Raw genomic sequence first — 15,090 nt, 5'->3', positions numbered from 1 at the left:
GACCCTAAAGCAGAAAAAAATAGGTTTCTTATCAATCTCCACTCCTTATACCGGAATCAAGTTTACCAAGAGTATACGCTGTAAGGATAAAAAAGGAAATCAGTATTGTGAAAGGTTCATCTTATACAAAGAAGCATGGTCTTCAATGGGAATTATTTATAACCATCCACGAATGTAAGCTTCCCAATGTGATTTGTGAAAAGCAATTCTTTGAGAAGGTTAAGGAAAAGGAAAACGACAGGGGAATTGGTGAAACGCCTATATCCGTAGGTCCCAAACCTACATATACTACCTACAGGAAGAACGGGAGGGGGGAAACCCATGTACGGATATCCATGCTATGGACCGGGCTATCCAGGTTACTACGGTGGAGGCGGCTATCTGTTCGCCCTCGGTGTCATCCTGTTGATCTTGCTTTTCCTTTTCGGAGGCTGGTGGTACTATACCAGCTGCTGTTGCTGATCAATAGGTGCTACCGCGGTGCTCCTTCGGCGGGGATGTACCATGGTATGATACGTATAAAAAAGGATCCCCGGTTCACGTATGAACCGGGGATTCTTTTTTTGTTCATATAATGGTTATCATACTTTTTTGATGGTGAACGGGCTGACCATCAAAAGGGACATTAGGATCATGGTCGTCAGGATGATCCCAACCGGTACATGGGGAATGGCTAGATATGATAGGGTCACAAGGCAGCCTGCAGCCGTGATGGGAAGCCCTGTAAAGTAACCGGCATTATCGGTGATATTGAAGCGGGCAAGTCGGTAGGCGCCGCAGCCGATATAGAAAATCATGAAGAATGCCCCGACCACGCCCAATGACTGGAGCGCGGCGTAGTACATGAGTACAGCTGGTGCAACCCCGAATGAAACGATGTCGCTCATGGAGTCGAGCTGCTTACCAAGATCTGACTCTACGTTCAGCTTCCTGGCCACCATCCCGTCGAAACGGTCGGTGAGAGCAGCGATGAAGATGAATAATAAGGCCTGATGAGGCTGATTATGCAGGACAGAGACGATGGCGAATCCACCAAGGGACAGGTTGAGCAATGTCACGAAATTGGCTGCATGGGCTTTCAGTTTTTTTACGGTTTGATCAAGTGCTTCGGAGAGAAACAATGAACCTCACTCCTTATTCAAAGAAAAAGATAATATAAGATATAGTATATGACATTGTTTTATTATATACTTATTAAACTGTGAACGTTAGGGGATTTTCAAAAATCGTACTTTTTTTCAAATGTCTGGGACTTTTGGGCTGTGCCCATCCCTTTGATGATAAAGGAGTTGGAAGTTGTTGAAGCAATCTCTTTACCGGTTGTGCATCGAACTGACAAACAAAAAGTGGTCCTCCTTTTTGCTCCGTCGGTTTGTCCGATCAAAAGTAAGCAGGAAGCTGATTCCTTCGTTTGCCAAAACCTACGGGATCAATACGGAAGAAATGGAGAAGTCCATCGAACTCTATCCGAGTCTTCATGAATTCTTCATCCGCAGACTGAAACCGGGCGCACGGACGATCCAGGCAGGGGAGGCCTCTGTGGTCAGTCCCGTGGACGGTGTCATGGCAGAAACCGGTGTAATCTCGAATCAGCTGGAAGTAACGGTGAAAGGCAAGCTGTACTCCATCCTGGATATGTTGGGTTCTGATGAGAAAGCAGCACCGTTCATGGGGGGATCCTTCGCCGTATTTTACCTGAGCCCTGCGAATTACCATCGCATCCACTGCCCGGCAAGTGGAGAGGTCATCGGCAGGTGGGAGCTCGGGAACCATTCTTATCCCGTCAACGAACTCGGTCTCCGGTACGGAAAGGAAACCTTATCAAAGAATTATCGATCCATTACGGAACTGCGTCATCCAGGAGGAAGGATGGCAGTCGTCAAAGTTGGGGCCATGTTCGTTAACAGTGTTGATTACGTCGTGGATCGGAACGAGTGGATTCAGGGCGAGGAAGTCGCTTACTTCAGCTTTGGGTCCACGGTGATCCTATTGTTTGAAAAAGGGCGCTTCTCCTTCGACGAAGACAATACCCCGCGGGAAGTAAGGGTAGGGGAACATTTGGGGAGCTTCATGTCAAAATAAACGGGACGGATGAGCATCCGTCCCGTTTATCCGTATTAAGATGAAGCCTTGATTTTATTCGTAAGGGAACGTCGGTGAATTTCCATTTCGATGAGGCGAATGAATTCTTTGCTAAGATTTAATTCTCTTGCCTTGTAATAGGAATCGATCAACAATTCATCGGATAATTTCCTCATGATTCCACCTCCCATACTTTTACTACCGTGCTCTTGCTGTAACTAAACTTTACCAAATTTAAATTGACAGAACAACTGTTCCTTTATCCACATGTCTCCGTGGATATCTTGTGGTTAACCTGTATACAACTGGTAAAATATTGGGTGATTCGTAAGTGAATAATGTGTATAACGTTATCCACAGTCGAGAGCAAAGTTGAATTTTGTCGAAAAATATTTGATTTTCCTCACATATTTTCCCTTTCCAATGAATACATGCGGGTTTACTTTGAAAGTCATGGGGAAATTGGTTATCATTAATCTGTTATACAGTAAGCGTGCGGAAGACCCAGATGTCAAATGACTATAAATATGAGGTGTTTGCTTTGTTAAAACAATTTTTGCCTGATGAACAGGTACAGGATATATTTGCGATCCGGCCGGAGGATCTGAAAGAAAAAGGAATCAAGGCAATCATCACGGACCTTGACAATACTTTGGTCGAGTGGGACCGCCCGAATGCCACCCCGAAGCTGATCCAATGGTTCAAGGAGATGCAGGAACATGGGATCCTTGTGACGATCGTTTCCAATAATAATAGGATGCGCGTGGGGTCTTTTGCCGATCCCCTCGGTGTCCCGTTCATTTTCCAGGCGCGCAAGCCGATGGGACGGGCATTCAAACGGGCGATCAGGCAGATGGATGTCAGGAAAGAGGAGACGGTCGTGATCGGCGATCAGCTGCTCACTGACGTGCTTGGGGGGAACCGGAGCGGCTTTCATACCATTCTGGTCGTTCCTGTGGCACAGTCGGACGGATTTATGACGAAATTTAATCGCAAAGTCGAGAGAAGGATCATGAACTTCTTCAAACGAAAAGGCATGATCGGTTGGGAGGATAAAAAGTGAGTCAAGTTGTATGTATAGGCTGCGGAGTCGAGATTCAGACGGAAGACAAGGAAGGATTGGGGTATGCACCCCCATCTTCCTTGAAGAAGGATGAAGTCATCTGTCAGCGCTGTTTCAAGCTGAAGCATTATAATGAGGTGCAGGACGTTCCCCTTACGGATGACGACTTCCTGAAAATCCTCAATGAAATAGGCGATTCAGAAGGGTTGATCGTCAAAGTCGTTGATATCTTTGATTTCAACGGCAGCTGGCTTCCCGGGCTTCACCGCTTTGTCGGTTCGAATCCGATTCTCCTTGTGGGAAATAAAGCCGATCTTCTTCCTAAATCGGTCAAGCATTCAAAGCTTACCCAGTGGATGAAGCATGAAGCGAAACAGCTCGGACTGAAGCCCGTCGATGTTAAATTGGTGAGTGCTTCGCGCGGCCAGGGAATCGAAGAAACGATCCAGGCCATCGAAGAGTACCGTGAAGGCCGTGATGTGTATGTGGTCGGATGTACCAACGTAGGGAAGTCCACGTTCATCAACCGCATCATCAAGCAGGTTTCAGGGGAACAGGACGTCATCACTACATCGCATTTCCCGGGAACAACCCTGGATATGATCCAAATTCCACTTGGGGAAGACGAATACCTGATTGATACACCGGGAATCATCAATCATCACCAGATGGCCCACTATGTGAACAAGGGTGATTTGAAGATCATCACACCGAAGAAGGAAATCAAGCCGAGGACGTTCCAGTTGAATCCGGAGCAAACTCTATTCTTTGGCGGGCTTTCCCGTTTCGATTTCCTGAAGGGAGACCGTCAGGCATTCACCTGCTATTTCTCCAATGAGCTGAATATCCACCGGACGAAGGTGGAAAAAGCAGACGAGCTCTATAAGAATCATGCCGGTGAGCTGCTTCAGCCACCCCGCATCGAGGATATGGATACGTTCCCTGAGCTTGTGAAGCATGAATTCAAGATCAAGGAAGGGAAGACCGATATCGTGTTTTCCGGACTTGGTTGGATCACGGTGAACGAACCGGGAGCTTACATCGCTGCCCATGTACCGAAAGGGGTCAGCGTCTTCCTGAGAAAATCATTGATCTAGGGGGATTAACATGAATCACTTATACGGGGTCATCGGTGACCCCATCGCCCATTCCATGTCCCCGGTCATGCATCAAGCAGCACTGGAGGATTCCGGGCTCGAAGGCACGTATATGAAATTCCACGTCACCCCTGATGCCCTTCCGCAGGCCATCGGAGGCATAAGAGCACTTGGGATCCGCGGAATGAACATCACGGTGCCCCACAAAGTCGCCGTGATGGAGCTCCTTGATCGCATCGATCCCCTCGCGAAAGCCATCGGTGCGGTCAACACAATCGTGAACGATGATGGGGTGCTGACAGGGTACAATACTGATGGACCGGGATATGTACAGGGGTTGCAGCAGGCACTGAGGGGCAATTTGACAGACAAGTCCGTCTTGATGCTCGGGGCAGGGGGGGCCGCCAAGGCCATCTTCTACAGCCTTGCCTCCATTGGCGTCAAGCATATTGATATCGCCAATCGCACCGAAGCAAGGGCAGCCGATATGATGGAAGCCTGTCCGTTTGCCATCTCGTCTTCTTACATCCCCATGGATGACGCGGGGGATGTGGTCAACAGGTATGACATCGTCATCCAGACGACTTCAATCGGGATGAGTCCCGATGTCGATCACTCCCCGCTCACCTTCGATTCGGTGAAGGAGGGATCCCTGTTCAGTGACATCATCTATAACCCCCTTGAAACGGCCATCATGAAACGGGCACGGGAGCTTGGGGCTCAAACGCAGAATGGTCTCGAAATGTTTGTTCACCAGGGGGCACTGGCGTTTGAGAAGTGGACGGGGGTCACCCCTGATACAGAAACTATGAAAAAAATTGTTCTAAAGCAACTAGGAGGTCAACATGTTAACAGGTAAACAGAAAAGATATCTACGGTCACAAGCCCATCATTTGAACCCGATCTTCCAGGTCGGCAAGGGCGGAGTGAATGAGAATATGATCAACCAAATCGGAGAAGCTCTTGAAGCGAGGGAACTGCTGAAAGTAAGCATCCTGCAGAACTGTGAAATGGACAAGCATGACGTTGCGAAGGCCCTTTCAAAAGGAGCGAGGGCAGAGCTTGTACAGCTCATCGGCCATACGGTCGTCCTTTATAAGGAATCTAAAGAAAACAAGGCGATAATCCTTCCAAGATAAGGTCGTGATGAACATGAAGATCGGGATTTTGGGCGGTACATTCAATCCGCCCCATATGGGTCATCTTATCGTGGCCGAACAGGTAAGGGATCAAGCCGGGTTGGACGAAGTCTGGTTCATGCCGAACGCGGTCCCTCCCCATAAAGTGATGGAGAGCAATGTGACGGCTATTCAGCGCGTGACCATGATCAAGGAAGCAATCAAGGGGCATCCCCACTTCAGGGTCGAGTCGATCGAGCTGGAGAGGGAAGGCCCTTCCTACACGTATGAAACGATGAGGCTTCTGAGGGAAAAGTATCCTCACCATGAATTCTCCTTCATCATCGGTGGGGACATGGTCGAATACCTTCCCAACTGGAAGGAAATCGATGAATTGCTCTCAACCATCACGTTCATTGGTGTAAACCGTCCACAATATTCTACTGACAGTCCATATGAGATAACGTCATTGGATATTCCCGCCATCGACATTTCTTCATCCACGATCAGAAACCTTGCGAAAGACAAGCGGTCATTCCGCTATCTTGTTCCAGATGACGTCTATCGATTGATAAAGGGGGAGAAACTGTATGAATAGGGAAGAAGCCCTTTCGATCGTGAAAGAACATTTAACGGAACATCGGTACATTCACACATGCGGTGTGATGGAAACCGCCATTCACCTTGCTGCAAAATACGACGCCGATGTGAAAAAGGCAGAGGTTGCGGCCATCTTTCACGACTATGCCAAGTTCAGGGACAAAGATGAGATGAAAGAAATCATCCTTTCTCATCACCTGGGTGACGATCTTCTGGACTATAATGCGGAGCTATGGCATGCACCCGTCGGCGCTTATCTTGTTGAAAAAGAAGTAGGCATCGATGATGACGAAGTGTTGGAGGCAATACGGAATCATACATCCGGTAAGAGGAAGATGACCGTCCTTGATAAGGTCGTTTATCTTGCTGATTACATTGAACCGAACCGTCAGTTTCCAGGTGTAGAGGAGGTCAGGGCGATGGCAGAAACATCCCTTGACGAAGCGCTGATCGCTTCACTGCGCAATACCATGACATTCTTAATGAAAAAGAACCAGGCGATTCATCCGGACACATTCAGATTTTATAACGGATTGATCTTCGATAGGAGGAGTTAGTATGGAACAGACATTAGTAGAATTGGCTTACAAAGCCGCAGATGATAAACGAGCAGAAGATATCGTGGTCCTTGATATGAAGGGTGTTTCCCTCATTGCGGATTATTTCCTTATCTGCCACGGGAACTCTGATAAACAGGTACAGGCCATTGCCCGGGAACTGAAGGATACAGCTGAAGAAAACGGCCACACAGTACGCCGTTTGGAAGGGTTCGACCAGGCCCGCTGGATCCTTGTCGACCTTGGGGATGTCGTTGCCCACGTGTTCCACAAAGATGAGAGGGGCTACTACAACCTTGAGCGCCTGTGGGGAGATGCTTCATTGGTAGAAGTAGAACAAAGCTGACCCATGAGCTATGAAGGATTTGCCTACATATATGATCACCTCATGGAAGATGTTCCGTATGATGGATGGGTTGATTTCCTCCGGACACATGGTGAACGGTATAGTAATGGCGGCAACAGGGTCCTTGACATCGCCTGTGGGACGGGCGAGATTTCACTGAAACTCATAGAATCCGGTTATGACGTCACCGGTGTGGATTTATCCTCAGACATGCTCATGGTCGCCAGGGAGAAGGCGGAACGCAGGGGCGTCGCCCTTCCGCTCTTCAATCAGGATATGTCCGCCCTTGATGGGCTCGGTTCCTATGATGTCGTGACCATCTTTTGTGACTCCTTGAACTACCTGGAGACCGAGGAAAGTGTGAAGGATACGTTCAAGAGCGTCCATGCTCATCTAGAGCAGGATGGTGTCTTCTTGTTTGATGTCCACTCCCTCTTCAAGATGGATGAGATCTTCATGGAATCAAGCTTCACCTTGACCGACGAAGAGGTTTCGTATATCTGGGAAAGCTTCAAAGGTGAATATCCCCATAGCGTCGAGCACGAACTGACCTTCTTTGTGCGTCAGGAAGCGACCGGTCTCTATGAGAGGGTGGAAGAGCTTCACAAACAAAGGACGTATCCGGTCGAGCGCTATCAAGCCTGGCTCGAGGAAGCAGGATTCATCGTGAAGGAAATCACGGCAGATTACCGTGATGAGTCTCCAACAGAAGACAGTGAACGCATTTTCTTTACATGCGTGAAGAATACGGAAGCCTGATGATCATCGCATCATCGGGTTTTTTTATTTTTCAGGGAAAAAGCAGGATTTTCTCACATGGTGTCGAATGGAACATGTACCACGGCAATTCTTCCTCCTCCTCTAGTAAGGCCACGATCAATATTCCCCATAAGAGGTGATCTCTTGGTACACTTATTTGAGAAATACCGGACTCTCCTTTTCATCCTGGCAGGCGCTGCGGCCCTGTTCCTCTTCCTTCTCTTTAAACCTTCACCACCCCAACAGGGAACTCCCACGGCCATCGAAGCAAAAGAATCTGCAATCGAAGCTCCTCAACCCGTTGATACGGTCACGACCGATGACAAGATCTTCGTTGACATCAAAGGGCAGGTGGAGCGCCCTGGTCTCTATGAGATGTCTCCCCATGAAAGAGTCGATGGCGTCGTGGAGATGGCAGGCGGATTCACGAAAGACGCTGACCGCAATGCCATCAACTTAGCTTTGAAGGTGAGCGACGAAATGATGGTCTATGTACCGAAGAAAGGAGAAGTGGAGACTCCCCTTCCACCGGGCTCTCCTTCTGGCACGAACGGTGGAGAAGGCGAACTTGTGAACATCAATCAAGCCACCTCAGAAGAGATTCAGAAACTCCCTGGTATCGGTCCTTCAAAGGCAGCCGCTTTCATTCAATACCGCGAAGAGAATGGTCCCTATAGGTCTGTGGAAGATATCAAGAACATATCGGGCATTGGAGAGAAGACATTTGAACGACTGAAAGAAATGATTACCGTTCAATGAATTGACGTTGGACGCATCTATGACTACACTAGTACAAGGTCGGTTGAGCCGGCGATAGACGAATCTTAGTAGAAAAGGGGAGTAACAATGGAACGAATTGCGTGGCATCAATATTTCATGGCGCAAAGTCATTTGCTGGCACTTAGGAGCACCTGTACAAGGCTTGCCGTCGGTGCAACGATTGTAAGGGATAAAAGGATCATTGCAGGAGGATATAATGGCTCCATCGCTGGAGGGGATCATTGTATCGACGAAGGCTGCTATGTGATCGATAACCATTGTGTGCGCACGATCCACGCAGAGATGAATGCCCTTCTCCAATGTGCGAAATTTGGCGTCGGTTCAGGACAGTCCGATATATATGTGACACATTTTCCTTGCCTGCAATGCTGCAAAGCCATTATCCAAGCGGGCATCACAACGGTTTATTATGCGAAAGATTACAAGAACCATCCTTATGCAATCCAGCTATTTGAACAGGCAGGGGTCAAGGTGGAAAAGGTTCAATTCGATGAAAACAGCATCGATGTGCACCACCGTGAAAAAGCAGACATGATCACCGGGATGATTGCAGATCTAAAAGCATGCGGAGCTGATGAAGAAAAAGTCAGCCACTATGAACAGGAATATATGAAACTATTCAATGAATAGAGTCGATAGGGAGTTCTTTCTGTACGGAGGGATCTCCGTGTTGGCAGGGACGCTTCTGGCACTTCAATGGGTTTGGGGTGCTTTCGTTCTTTCCCTTCTGTTTCTCTCCTTATTCTTGCGGAAATCCCCCCGGATCTTCTTTTGTTGCTTCCTTATCTTCCTCTCATACCTGAACGGACTCTACCAACAGAACAGCCGCTTCAGCATCCTTTCTCCAGATCAAACCAACTTCCTGATCACCTTCACGAACATCCCATCCATTGATGGAAACCGCTTTTCTTCTCCCGTTGACACAGGAGGGGAGTCGGTAGCCCTCACCTATTATTTGTCATCCCTATCAGAAAAAGAACTATTCTCATCGATATCCCCAGGAACATCCTGTACCGTGTCGGGAGAACTCATGGCCCCAAACGGGAGCGGGAACCCCAACTTATTCGATTACAAGAAGTATCTGTATCAGCAGAAGATCTATTGGACCCTTAAAGTCGATTCTTTCAGCACCTGCGTGCCAGCAAACAGTTGGAGTGACAAGCTTGTGCAGGTCAGGTCAGAGGGATTGAAGTTGATTGCTTCAGGCTTTCCCCCTGAAGCGGTCGGCATCACCCAGGCCCTGCTATTCGGGGAAACGGGGGAGATAGCAGAAGAGACTATGGAAGCATACAGGGCCCTTGGAGTTGTTCATCTCCTTGCGATCTCGGGCCTTCATGTTGGGCTCATCTCGGCATGTGTATTCTTCCTGCTTCTCCGTGCGGGACTGCGGAAAGAACGTGCAGGGTGGGTCGTGATCGTGTTCCTTCTTGGTTATATGGTACTTACGGGCGCCGCACCATCTGTCGTGAGGGCTTCGTCCATGCTCATCGTCATCCTCCTCGGGCAAAAAGCCTTCCTTGGAATCAAGACTCTCGATAGTCTCAATATCATCTTCAGCGTAATGGTCTTTTATGACCCCTTCCTCTTGTTTCATGCCGGATTCCAGCTGTCCTTCTTTGTCAGTTTTTCACTCGTGCTCTCCTCCAATCGGATCCTCTCGAGCTCTTCGACCCTTCTTCAGGCCTTTAAGGTGACCTACGTTTCCCAGGTGGCATCTTTACCTTTCATCCTCCATCATTTCTTTAAGTTTTCCATGATCGGATTTGTGACGAATTTATTGTACGTTCCACTCTATTCCCTCGTCATCCTCCCTGCGGCTTTCATTCTGTATGCTGTCACGATCATGGGCATTCATCTTCCTTTTGCCATGGATCTTTATCAATCCTTGCTTGGATGGACGGATCGATTCTCTTTGTTCCTTGCGTCCTTCCCGTTCAGTACGCTCATTCTTGGCAGGCCCCACGCAATCGTGACGGGCGGTTATTTCGGCATCATCTGGGTTGGTTTCATGCTCATGGAAAAGGGGAGACAGATCAAATCCGCTGTGATCCTTGTTTTGTTTATCAGTCTCCATCTCATGTGGAATACCTTTCGCCCGTACGGTGAAATCTCGTTCATTGATGTCGGGCAGGGGGATTCGATCCTTATCGATCTCCCTTTTAACCAGGGGACATACCTGATCGATACAGGAGGGAATCTGATGTTCCCTCAGGAAGAGTGGGAGGAGAGGAAGAAGACCTTCTCAACGGGGAAGGATATCGTGGTGCCTTATTTGAAAAGCAAGGGCATCGGGTCGATCGACAAACTGATTCTTACCCACGGCGATCTTGATCATGTAGGCGGGGCGGTGGATGTACTGGAAGGGATGAAAGTAAAGGAAGTGTGGATTTCTCCGGGAAGTGCTCAAAAGGAAGTGATGGAGGAAGTCATGTTGGCTGCAAAAGGAAGTGAAGTCCGGGAGGCGAAGATGGGAGACGAGTGGCAGGCGGGTGAAAGCTCGTTTTCGATCCTTTCACCCGATGACGCTGTGTATGAAGGGAATGATGACTCCCTTGTGATTTATGCCCATATCGGCGGGATGAAATGGCTCTTCACCGGAGATTTGGAAGAAAGCGGGGAACGGAAGATGATCCGCCGGTATAACGTTGAAGCGGACGTCCTGAAGGTCGGTCACCACGGAAGTGCATCAAGTACGTCGGTTGAATTTTTGGAAACGGTGGACCCAAAAGTAGCGATTATTTCAGCCGGCAAGGATAATCGATTCGGACATCCGCACCCCGATGTGGTGGCTCGCCTGGAGAAGGGGGGCGTAATAATCTACAACACAGCGGATGATGGGGCGGTGACCTATCGTTTTTGGAGGGGAAGCGGAACGTTTTCTGCCCACCGGCCATAGGATGGGAGTATGAAAAAAAGGCAGACCGGTAAAAGCGTCATGGAGCTTCAAGTCATGTGTAGGATACTTCGGTGAGTACCATATACGGGAATTGAAGAACCGTGACCCTTTTTGGTCTGCCTCCTTCCTGTTCTTTTATGAACCGATGAGTTTGATAACGGTTGCAATTACGAACATGACAGCGAAGAAGCCAAAAGAGACAACAAAGCCGACGCCTGAATCTACTGCATCATTACGTTTCGATTGTACGTTCTTTTCGAATTGATTCAACTTTTACCCCTCCTATTTCTATTTTAGTATAGAGCATCACCCGGTAAAAATCTATACTTTCACTTTACATTTTCCTTTACTGACAAGAGTTGTCACCCATAAGACCGAGGCATGGGGTGACACTAATCTACAAGAGGGAAATACCGCTGCAGCTCAAGGTTCCTAGGTCTTCTGCTGTCGCGTTAATATAGATATAGGGGGTGTCCTTTACGGCGGGCGTCCCCTTTTCCACTTGCCAAATGGGTAAAGCTTTTCTACCATAGAGGGATAGAAAGAAATATTGGAGAGTGCTGTCTTGGTTATCGATATCTGGAAGAAAATAGAGAATGCCCGATTCTCCCCGATTTACTTAGTTTACGGAAATGAATCATTTATTATTAACGAAACCCGGCAAAGGATCATATCCCATGCCATCACGGAAGAAGAAATGGACTTCAACTTTTCAACCTATGATTTGGAAGAAACACCGGTGGAAGTAGCGATTGAAGATGCCGAAACCTTTCCATTCATGGGAGAGAGGAGAGTCGTGATCCTTCAGAACCCTATTTTCCTCACATCTGAGAAATCAAAGGGGAAAGTGGAGCATAACGTAAAGCGCCTGGAAGATTACATACAGTCACCGGCCCCATACACGATCCTTGTCATCACAGCCCATTATGAAAAGCTAGATGAGCGCAAAAAGATCACGAAAGCCTTGAAAAAAGCCGGAGAGGTGGTCGAGGCAAAAAAACTGTCGGAACAGGAGCTGAAATCGTGGATCCGGGAGCGCGCCACGACGCACGGGGTCCAGATCGATGAAGAAGCAGTGGAACTCCTCATCAACCTTGCGGGGACCAATTTGATGATGCTCACTCAGGAATTAGACAAGCTGTCCCTCTATGCAAGTGACACGAACCTCGTTGATGCAGCCGTCGTAGAAAAGCTCACGGCCCGTTCTCTTGAACAAAATATCTTCGCCCTCGTCGACAAGGTCGTCCAAAGGCGTACCGATGAGGCACTCAGGATCTATTATGACCTCTTGAAGCAGAACGAAGAGCCCCTAAAGATCCTGGCCATCCTTGCCGGTCAGTTCCGCTTGATCTATGGAGTGAAGGAGCTATCGAGAAGAGGCTACGGCCAACAAAAAATCGCCACCAACCTAAAAGTCCACCCATTCAGGGTGAAGCTCGCCGCAGGCCAGGCAAAACACTTCGACGACGCGCAGCTATCCCGCATCATCGACCTCCTCTCACAGGGAGATTACGAAATCAAATCCGGAAAAATCAAAAAAGAACTCATGATCGAGCTCTTCCTCTTGAAGCTGCATGCGCTGTGAAAAGGAAAAAGCATGACAAGCACAATATGAATACTTAACACGATCCATTATTAAGACGCCAGTAAAAATGAAAATGAACGTACAAGAATTGAATGGAAGAATGTTTCATTCATGGGAAACCCCATCAACAATCACAGAGTGGATTGAAGCGGAAGGGGCATGACTCCGACGGGAAAAGAGAAATGATCGAGACCCCGGAAGCGCAGCTGAGGAGGCTCGACTTCCTCCCCGCGGAAAGTTGGCCCCTACAGCGGAAAGGAACGATCAATGTTCCAATGAGCCTCTCCTCATATAAAGAAGGGAACGTTCAAGACTCGAGGCAGGATGTTGACTTTATGGGGACCCTCATCAACAATCACAAAGTGGATTAAAGCGGAAGGGGCATTACTCCGACGGGAAAAGAGGAAAGCTCGAGACCCCGGAGGCGCAGCCGAGGAGGCTCGACTTCCTCCCTGCGGAAAGCAAGCGCCTGGAGCGGAAAGGAACGGTCAACGTTCCACCTCAATCCCCATCTTCACAAAATAAAAGAACATATAAACACAAAAAAACCATTCCGATCGTAAAACGGAATGGTTTTTTCATTAGTTCGCTTTTTTCATTAGGCGAGCTTTTTGGCGATCCGCAGTGTTTTTGTGGATCAAACCTTTTTGAGCTGCTTTGTCAAGCTGGCTCACGGCTACTTTCGCTAGTTCTTGTGCGTTATCTTCGTTATTAGTAGCTGCCGCTTCTGCTTTCTTGATCGCAGTACGCATTGAAGATTTCACAGCTGCATTTTTAACGTTGCGTTCGTTGTTTGTTCTCACGCGTTTGATAGCTGATTTAATGTTTGGCATTTCTGTCACCTCCTACAAAAGGTTCGAGATTCTATTTGACTCGTGTATATTCCTAACTAATAAGAACAAGTGATATTTTATCAAACGCACCGGCAGATTGCAATACTCAGGATGAATTTAAACGGGTGAATGAAGCGGCGGCCTTAAGGAAAATATAATAGCAAGAATCCAGACGTGGAGGTACGCGCGCATGAAAAAGGAAGAAAAACTCGATTTAAGCGTTTATGAAGTCCGAACTGATCTCGCCGTTGAAGCAAGGGAGATGGCACTCGTCGACCAGGGGGAGGATCAATCTGAAATATCCGGGGTCATTATCAAAGAAAAGGAAGAAGACGATGTGAAAGTCTCCCTCGTGTCCGTTTCAAAGGAAGGCGAAGAGAAGATCGGAAAAAAGGCCGGGAACTATCTGACCATTGAAGCCTTTGGCATTCGTGAAGAGGACACAGAGCTCCAGCAAAGGGTCGAGAAAATATTTGCAAGGGAATTTTCACGATTCATCGAGAACAAGAACATCGCGAAAGACGCCAGCTGCTTGATTGTAGGGCTGGGAAACTGGAATGTGACGCCGGATTCTCTCGGACCAAGGGTGTGCGAAGATGTCATCGTGACCAGGCATCTGTTCAGACTTCAGCCTGAATCCGTCGAGGAAGGGTATCGCTCCGTGAGCGCCATTGTCCCAGGCGTCATGGGGCTTACAGGAATCGAGACGAGCGATATCATCTTCGGTGTGGTGGAAAAGTCAAAACCGGACTTTATCATCGCCATCGATGCTCTTGCCTCGCGATCCATTGAGCGTGTAAATGCGACCATTCAGATCTCGGATACGGGAATACATCCAGGTTCAGGTGTGGGGAACAAAAGGAAAGGCTTGGATGAAGAGACGCTAGGGGTACCCGTCTTTGCCATCGGTGTTCCGACAGTACTCGATGCCGTCACGATTGTCAGCGATACAGTGGATTTTCTACTGAAGCATTTCGGCAAAGAGATGAGGGAAGGAGACCGGCCGTCCCGGTCCCTTGCCCCGGCCGGACTCAGCTTTGGCGAAAGGCGTAAGCTTACCGATGATGACCTGCCGGAGGAAGCTCACCGGCAAACATTTTTGGGAGTTGTCGGAAACCTCGATGATGATGAGAAAAGGAAGCTGATCCATGAAGTCCTGGCCCCGATCGGCCATAATCTCATGGTCACGCCGAAGGAAGTGGATGTGTTCATCGAGGATATGGCCAACCTGATCGCCAACGGGCTGAACGCCGCACTCCATGAAGCAGTCGACCAGGACGATACCGGATTCAAAACGAGATAGCCCCCTGCCCAGAGGGGGTTTTTTGCATGGGGGTTTAAATCCGAGGGGAATTCCCGATAATGCTACTAATT

Annotated in this window: 20 protein-coding genes; 16 read left to right on the top strand and 4 right to left on the bottom strand. The window is 48.4% G+C overall.

Translation table 11 applies throughout. The features are described 5' to 3' along the window. Window positions 1-321: 321 nt before the first annotated feature. Window positions 322-462 (top strand): hypothetical protein, encoded by a 141-nt coding sequence (locus tag K6T23_RS14905; RefSeq protein ID WP_164468449.1) that lies wholly within the window; start codon window positions 322-324, stop codon window positions 460-462. Between the two features lie 119 nt (window positions 463-581). Here K6T23_RS14905 and pssA read toward each other — a convergent pair whose 3' ends face one another. Further along, entirely contained in the window at window positions 582-1,121 is a 540-nt protein-coding gene (gene pssA, locus K6T23_RS14900) for a CDP-diacylglycerol--serine O-phosphatidyltransferase (protein ID WP_056535218.1), read from the bottom strand. A 178-nt stretch (window positions 1,122-1,299) separates the two neighbouring features. Here pssA and K6T23_RS14895 point away from each other — a divergent pair, with 178 nt between their 5' ends. Further along, window positions 1,300-2,082 carry a phosphatidylserine decarboxylase gene (locus K6T23_RS14895; RefSeq protein ID WP_056538390.1) on the top strand — a complete coding sequence of 261 codons (783 nt, stop codon included), beginning with the start codon at window positions 1,300-1,302 and terminating at the stop codon, window positions 2,080-2,082. 35 nt (window positions 2,083-2,117) lie between these two features. Here the strand turns inward: K6T23_RS14895 and sda are convergent, their stop codons facing one another. Beyond that, on the bottom strand, window positions 2,118-2,258 hold the full coding sequence (gene sda, locus K6T23_RS14890; protein ID WP_048006165.1) for a sporulation histidine kinase inhibitor Sda: 141 nt from the start codon (window positions 2,256-2,258) through the stop codon (window positions 2,118-2,120). Window positions 2,259-2,590: 332 nt separating this feature from the next. On the opposite strand from sda, the gene K6T23_RS14885 reads away from it, so the two are divergent. From K6T23_RS14885 to K6T23_RS14835, 11 genes are all read left to right on the top strand, one after another. Next, window positions 2,591-3,145, top strand: coding sequence for a YqeG family HAD IIIA-type phosphatase (locus tag K6T23_RS14885; RefSeq protein ID WP_048006164.1), 555 nt, complete (start codon window positions 2,591-2,593; stop codon window positions 3,143-3,145). Beyond that, the gene (yqeH, locus tag K6T23_RS14880) at window positions 3,142-4,242 is read left to right on the top strand and encodes a ribosome biogenesis GTPase YqeH (RefSeq protein WP_056535220.1); all 1,101 of its coding nucleotides are present in this window, start codon (window positions 3,142-3,144) and stop codon (window positions 4,240-4,242) included. Before K6T23_RS14885 ends, yqeH begins: the two co-directional genes overlap by 4 nt. 10 nt (window positions 4,243-4,252) lie before the next feature. Then, the gene (gene aroE / locus K6T23_RS14875; protein WP_238281559.1) at window positions 4,253-5,101 is read left to right on the top strand and encodes a shikimate dehydrogenase; all 849 of its coding nucleotides are present in this window, start codon (window positions 4,253-4,255) and stop codon (window positions 5,099-5,101) included. Next, window positions 5,088-5,381, top strand: a complete 294-nt coding sequence (yhbY, locus tag K6T23_RS14870; RefSeq protein WP_056535224.1) for a ribosome assembly RNA-binding protein YhbY — start codon at window positions 5,088-5,090, stop codon at window positions 5,379-5,381. The genes aroE and yhbY overlap by 14 nt, the downstream gene beginning before the upstream one ends. Before the next feature lie 13 nt (window positions 5,382-5,394). Beyond that, window positions 5,395-5,958, top strand: a complete 564-nt coding sequence (locus K6T23_RS14865) for a nicotinate-nucleotide adenylyltransferase (RefSeq protein ID WP_056535225.1) — start codon at window positions 5,395-5,397, stop codon at window positions 5,956-5,958. Then, window positions 5,951-6,517 carry a bis(5'-nucleosyl)-tetraphosphatase (symmetrical) YqeK gene (gene yqeK, locus K6T23_RS14860; protein WP_238281557.1) on the top strand — a complete coding sequence of 189 codons (567 nt, stop codon included), beginning with the start codon at window positions 5,951-5,953 and terminating at the stop codon, window positions 6,515-6,517. The genes K6T23_RS14865 and yqeK overlap by 8 nt, the downstream gene beginning before the upstream one ends. A gap of 1 nt (window position 6,518) precedes the next feature. Further along, window positions 6,519-6,863, top strand: a complete 345-nt coding sequence (gene rsfS / locus K6T23_RS14855) for a ribosome silencing factor (RefSeq protein ID WP_048006159.1) — start codon at window positions 6,519-6,521, stop codon at window positions 6,861-6,863. Window positions 6,864-6,866: 3 nt separating this feature from the next. Continuing rightward, on the top strand, window positions 6,867-7,622 hold the full coding sequence (locus K6T23_RS14850) for a class I SAM-dependent DNA methyltransferase (RefSeq protein WP_238281556.1): 756 nt from the start codon (window positions 6,867-6,869) through the stop codon (window positions 7,620-7,622). A gap of 144 nt (window positions 7,623-7,766) precedes the next feature. Further along, a complete protein-coding gene (locus tag K6T23_RS14845) occupies window positions 7,767-8,381 on the top strand; it encodes a helix-hairpin-helix domain-containing protein (protein ID WP_238281554.1) in 615 nt (204 codons plus the stop codon). A gap of 87 nt (window positions 8,382-8,468) precedes the next feature. Next, complete coding sequence (locus K6T23_RS14840; RefSeq protein ID WP_056535230.1) at window positions 8,469-9,032, top strand: ComE operon protein 2; 564 nt, start codon at window positions 8,469-8,471, stop codon at window positions 9,030-9,032. Next, the gene (locus K6T23_RS14835; protein ID WP_238281552.1) at window positions 9,025-11,298 is read left to right on the top strand and encodes a DNA internalization-related competence protein ComEC/Rec2; all 2,274 of its coding nucleotides are present in this window, start codon (window positions 9,025-9,027) and stop codon (window positions 11,296-11,298) included. Before K6T23_RS14840 ends, K6T23_RS14835 begins: the two co-directional genes overlap by 8 nt. Before the next feature lie 135 nt (window positions 11,299-11,433). On the opposite strand, the gene K6T23_RS14830 is transcribed toward K6T23_RS14835, so the two are convergent. Next, window positions 11,434-11,568, bottom strand: coding sequence for a YqzM family protein (locus tag K6T23_RS14830; protein ID WP_048006155.1), 135 nt, complete (start codon window positions 11,566-11,568; stop codon window positions 11,434-11,436). A 295-nt stretch (window positions 11,569-11,863) separates the two neighbouring features. Between K6T23_RS14830 and holA the strand changes: the two genes are divergently transcribed. Together holA and K6T23_RS14820 are read left to right on the top strand one after the other, a co-directional pair. Beyond that, window positions 11,864-12,883: a DNA polymerase III subunit delta gene (holA, locus tag K6T23_RS14825; protein WP_048006154.1), complete on the top strand. Its 1,020-nt coding sequence runs from the start codon at window positions 11,864-11,866 to the stop codon at window positions 12,881-12,883. Between the two features lie 92 nt (window positions 12,884-12,975). After that, window positions 12,976-13,254 carry a hypothetical protein gene (locus K6T23_RS14820; RefSeq protein ID WP_238281550.1) on the top strand — a complete coding sequence of 93 codons (279 nt, stop codon included), beginning with the start codon at window positions 12,976-12,978 and terminating at the stop codon, window positions 13,252-13,254. Window positions 13,255-13,464: 210 nt separating this feature from the next. Here K6T23_RS14820 and rpsT read toward each other — a convergent pair whose 3' ends face one another. Then, on the bottom strand, window positions 13,465-13,716 hold the full coding sequence (gene rpsT, locus K6T23_RS14815; protein WP_238281548.1) for a 30S ribosomal protein S20: 252 nt from the start codon (window positions 13,714-13,716) through the stop codon (window positions 13,465-13,467). Between the two features lie 190 nt (window positions 13,717-13,906). On the opposite strand from rpsT, the gene gpr reads away from it, so the two are divergent. Next, the gene (gpr, locus tag K6T23_RS14810; RefSeq protein WP_238281547.1) at window positions 13,907-15,019 is read left to right on the top strand and encodes a GPR endopeptidase; all 1,113 of its coding nucleotides are present in this window, start codon (window positions 13,907-13,909) and stop codon (window positions 15,017-15,019) included. Window positions 15,020-15,090: the final 71 nt, after the last annotated feature.

The organism is Rossellomorea marisflavi (assembly GCF_022170785.1).
GTDB classification, from domain to species: Bacteria; Bacillota; Bacilli; order Bacillales; family Bacillaceae_B; genus Rossellomorea; species Rossellomorea marisflavi_B.
The sequence above is the reverse complement of the archived record's forward strand: the minus strand, read 5'-3'. Positions and strand labels throughout refer to the sequence as shown.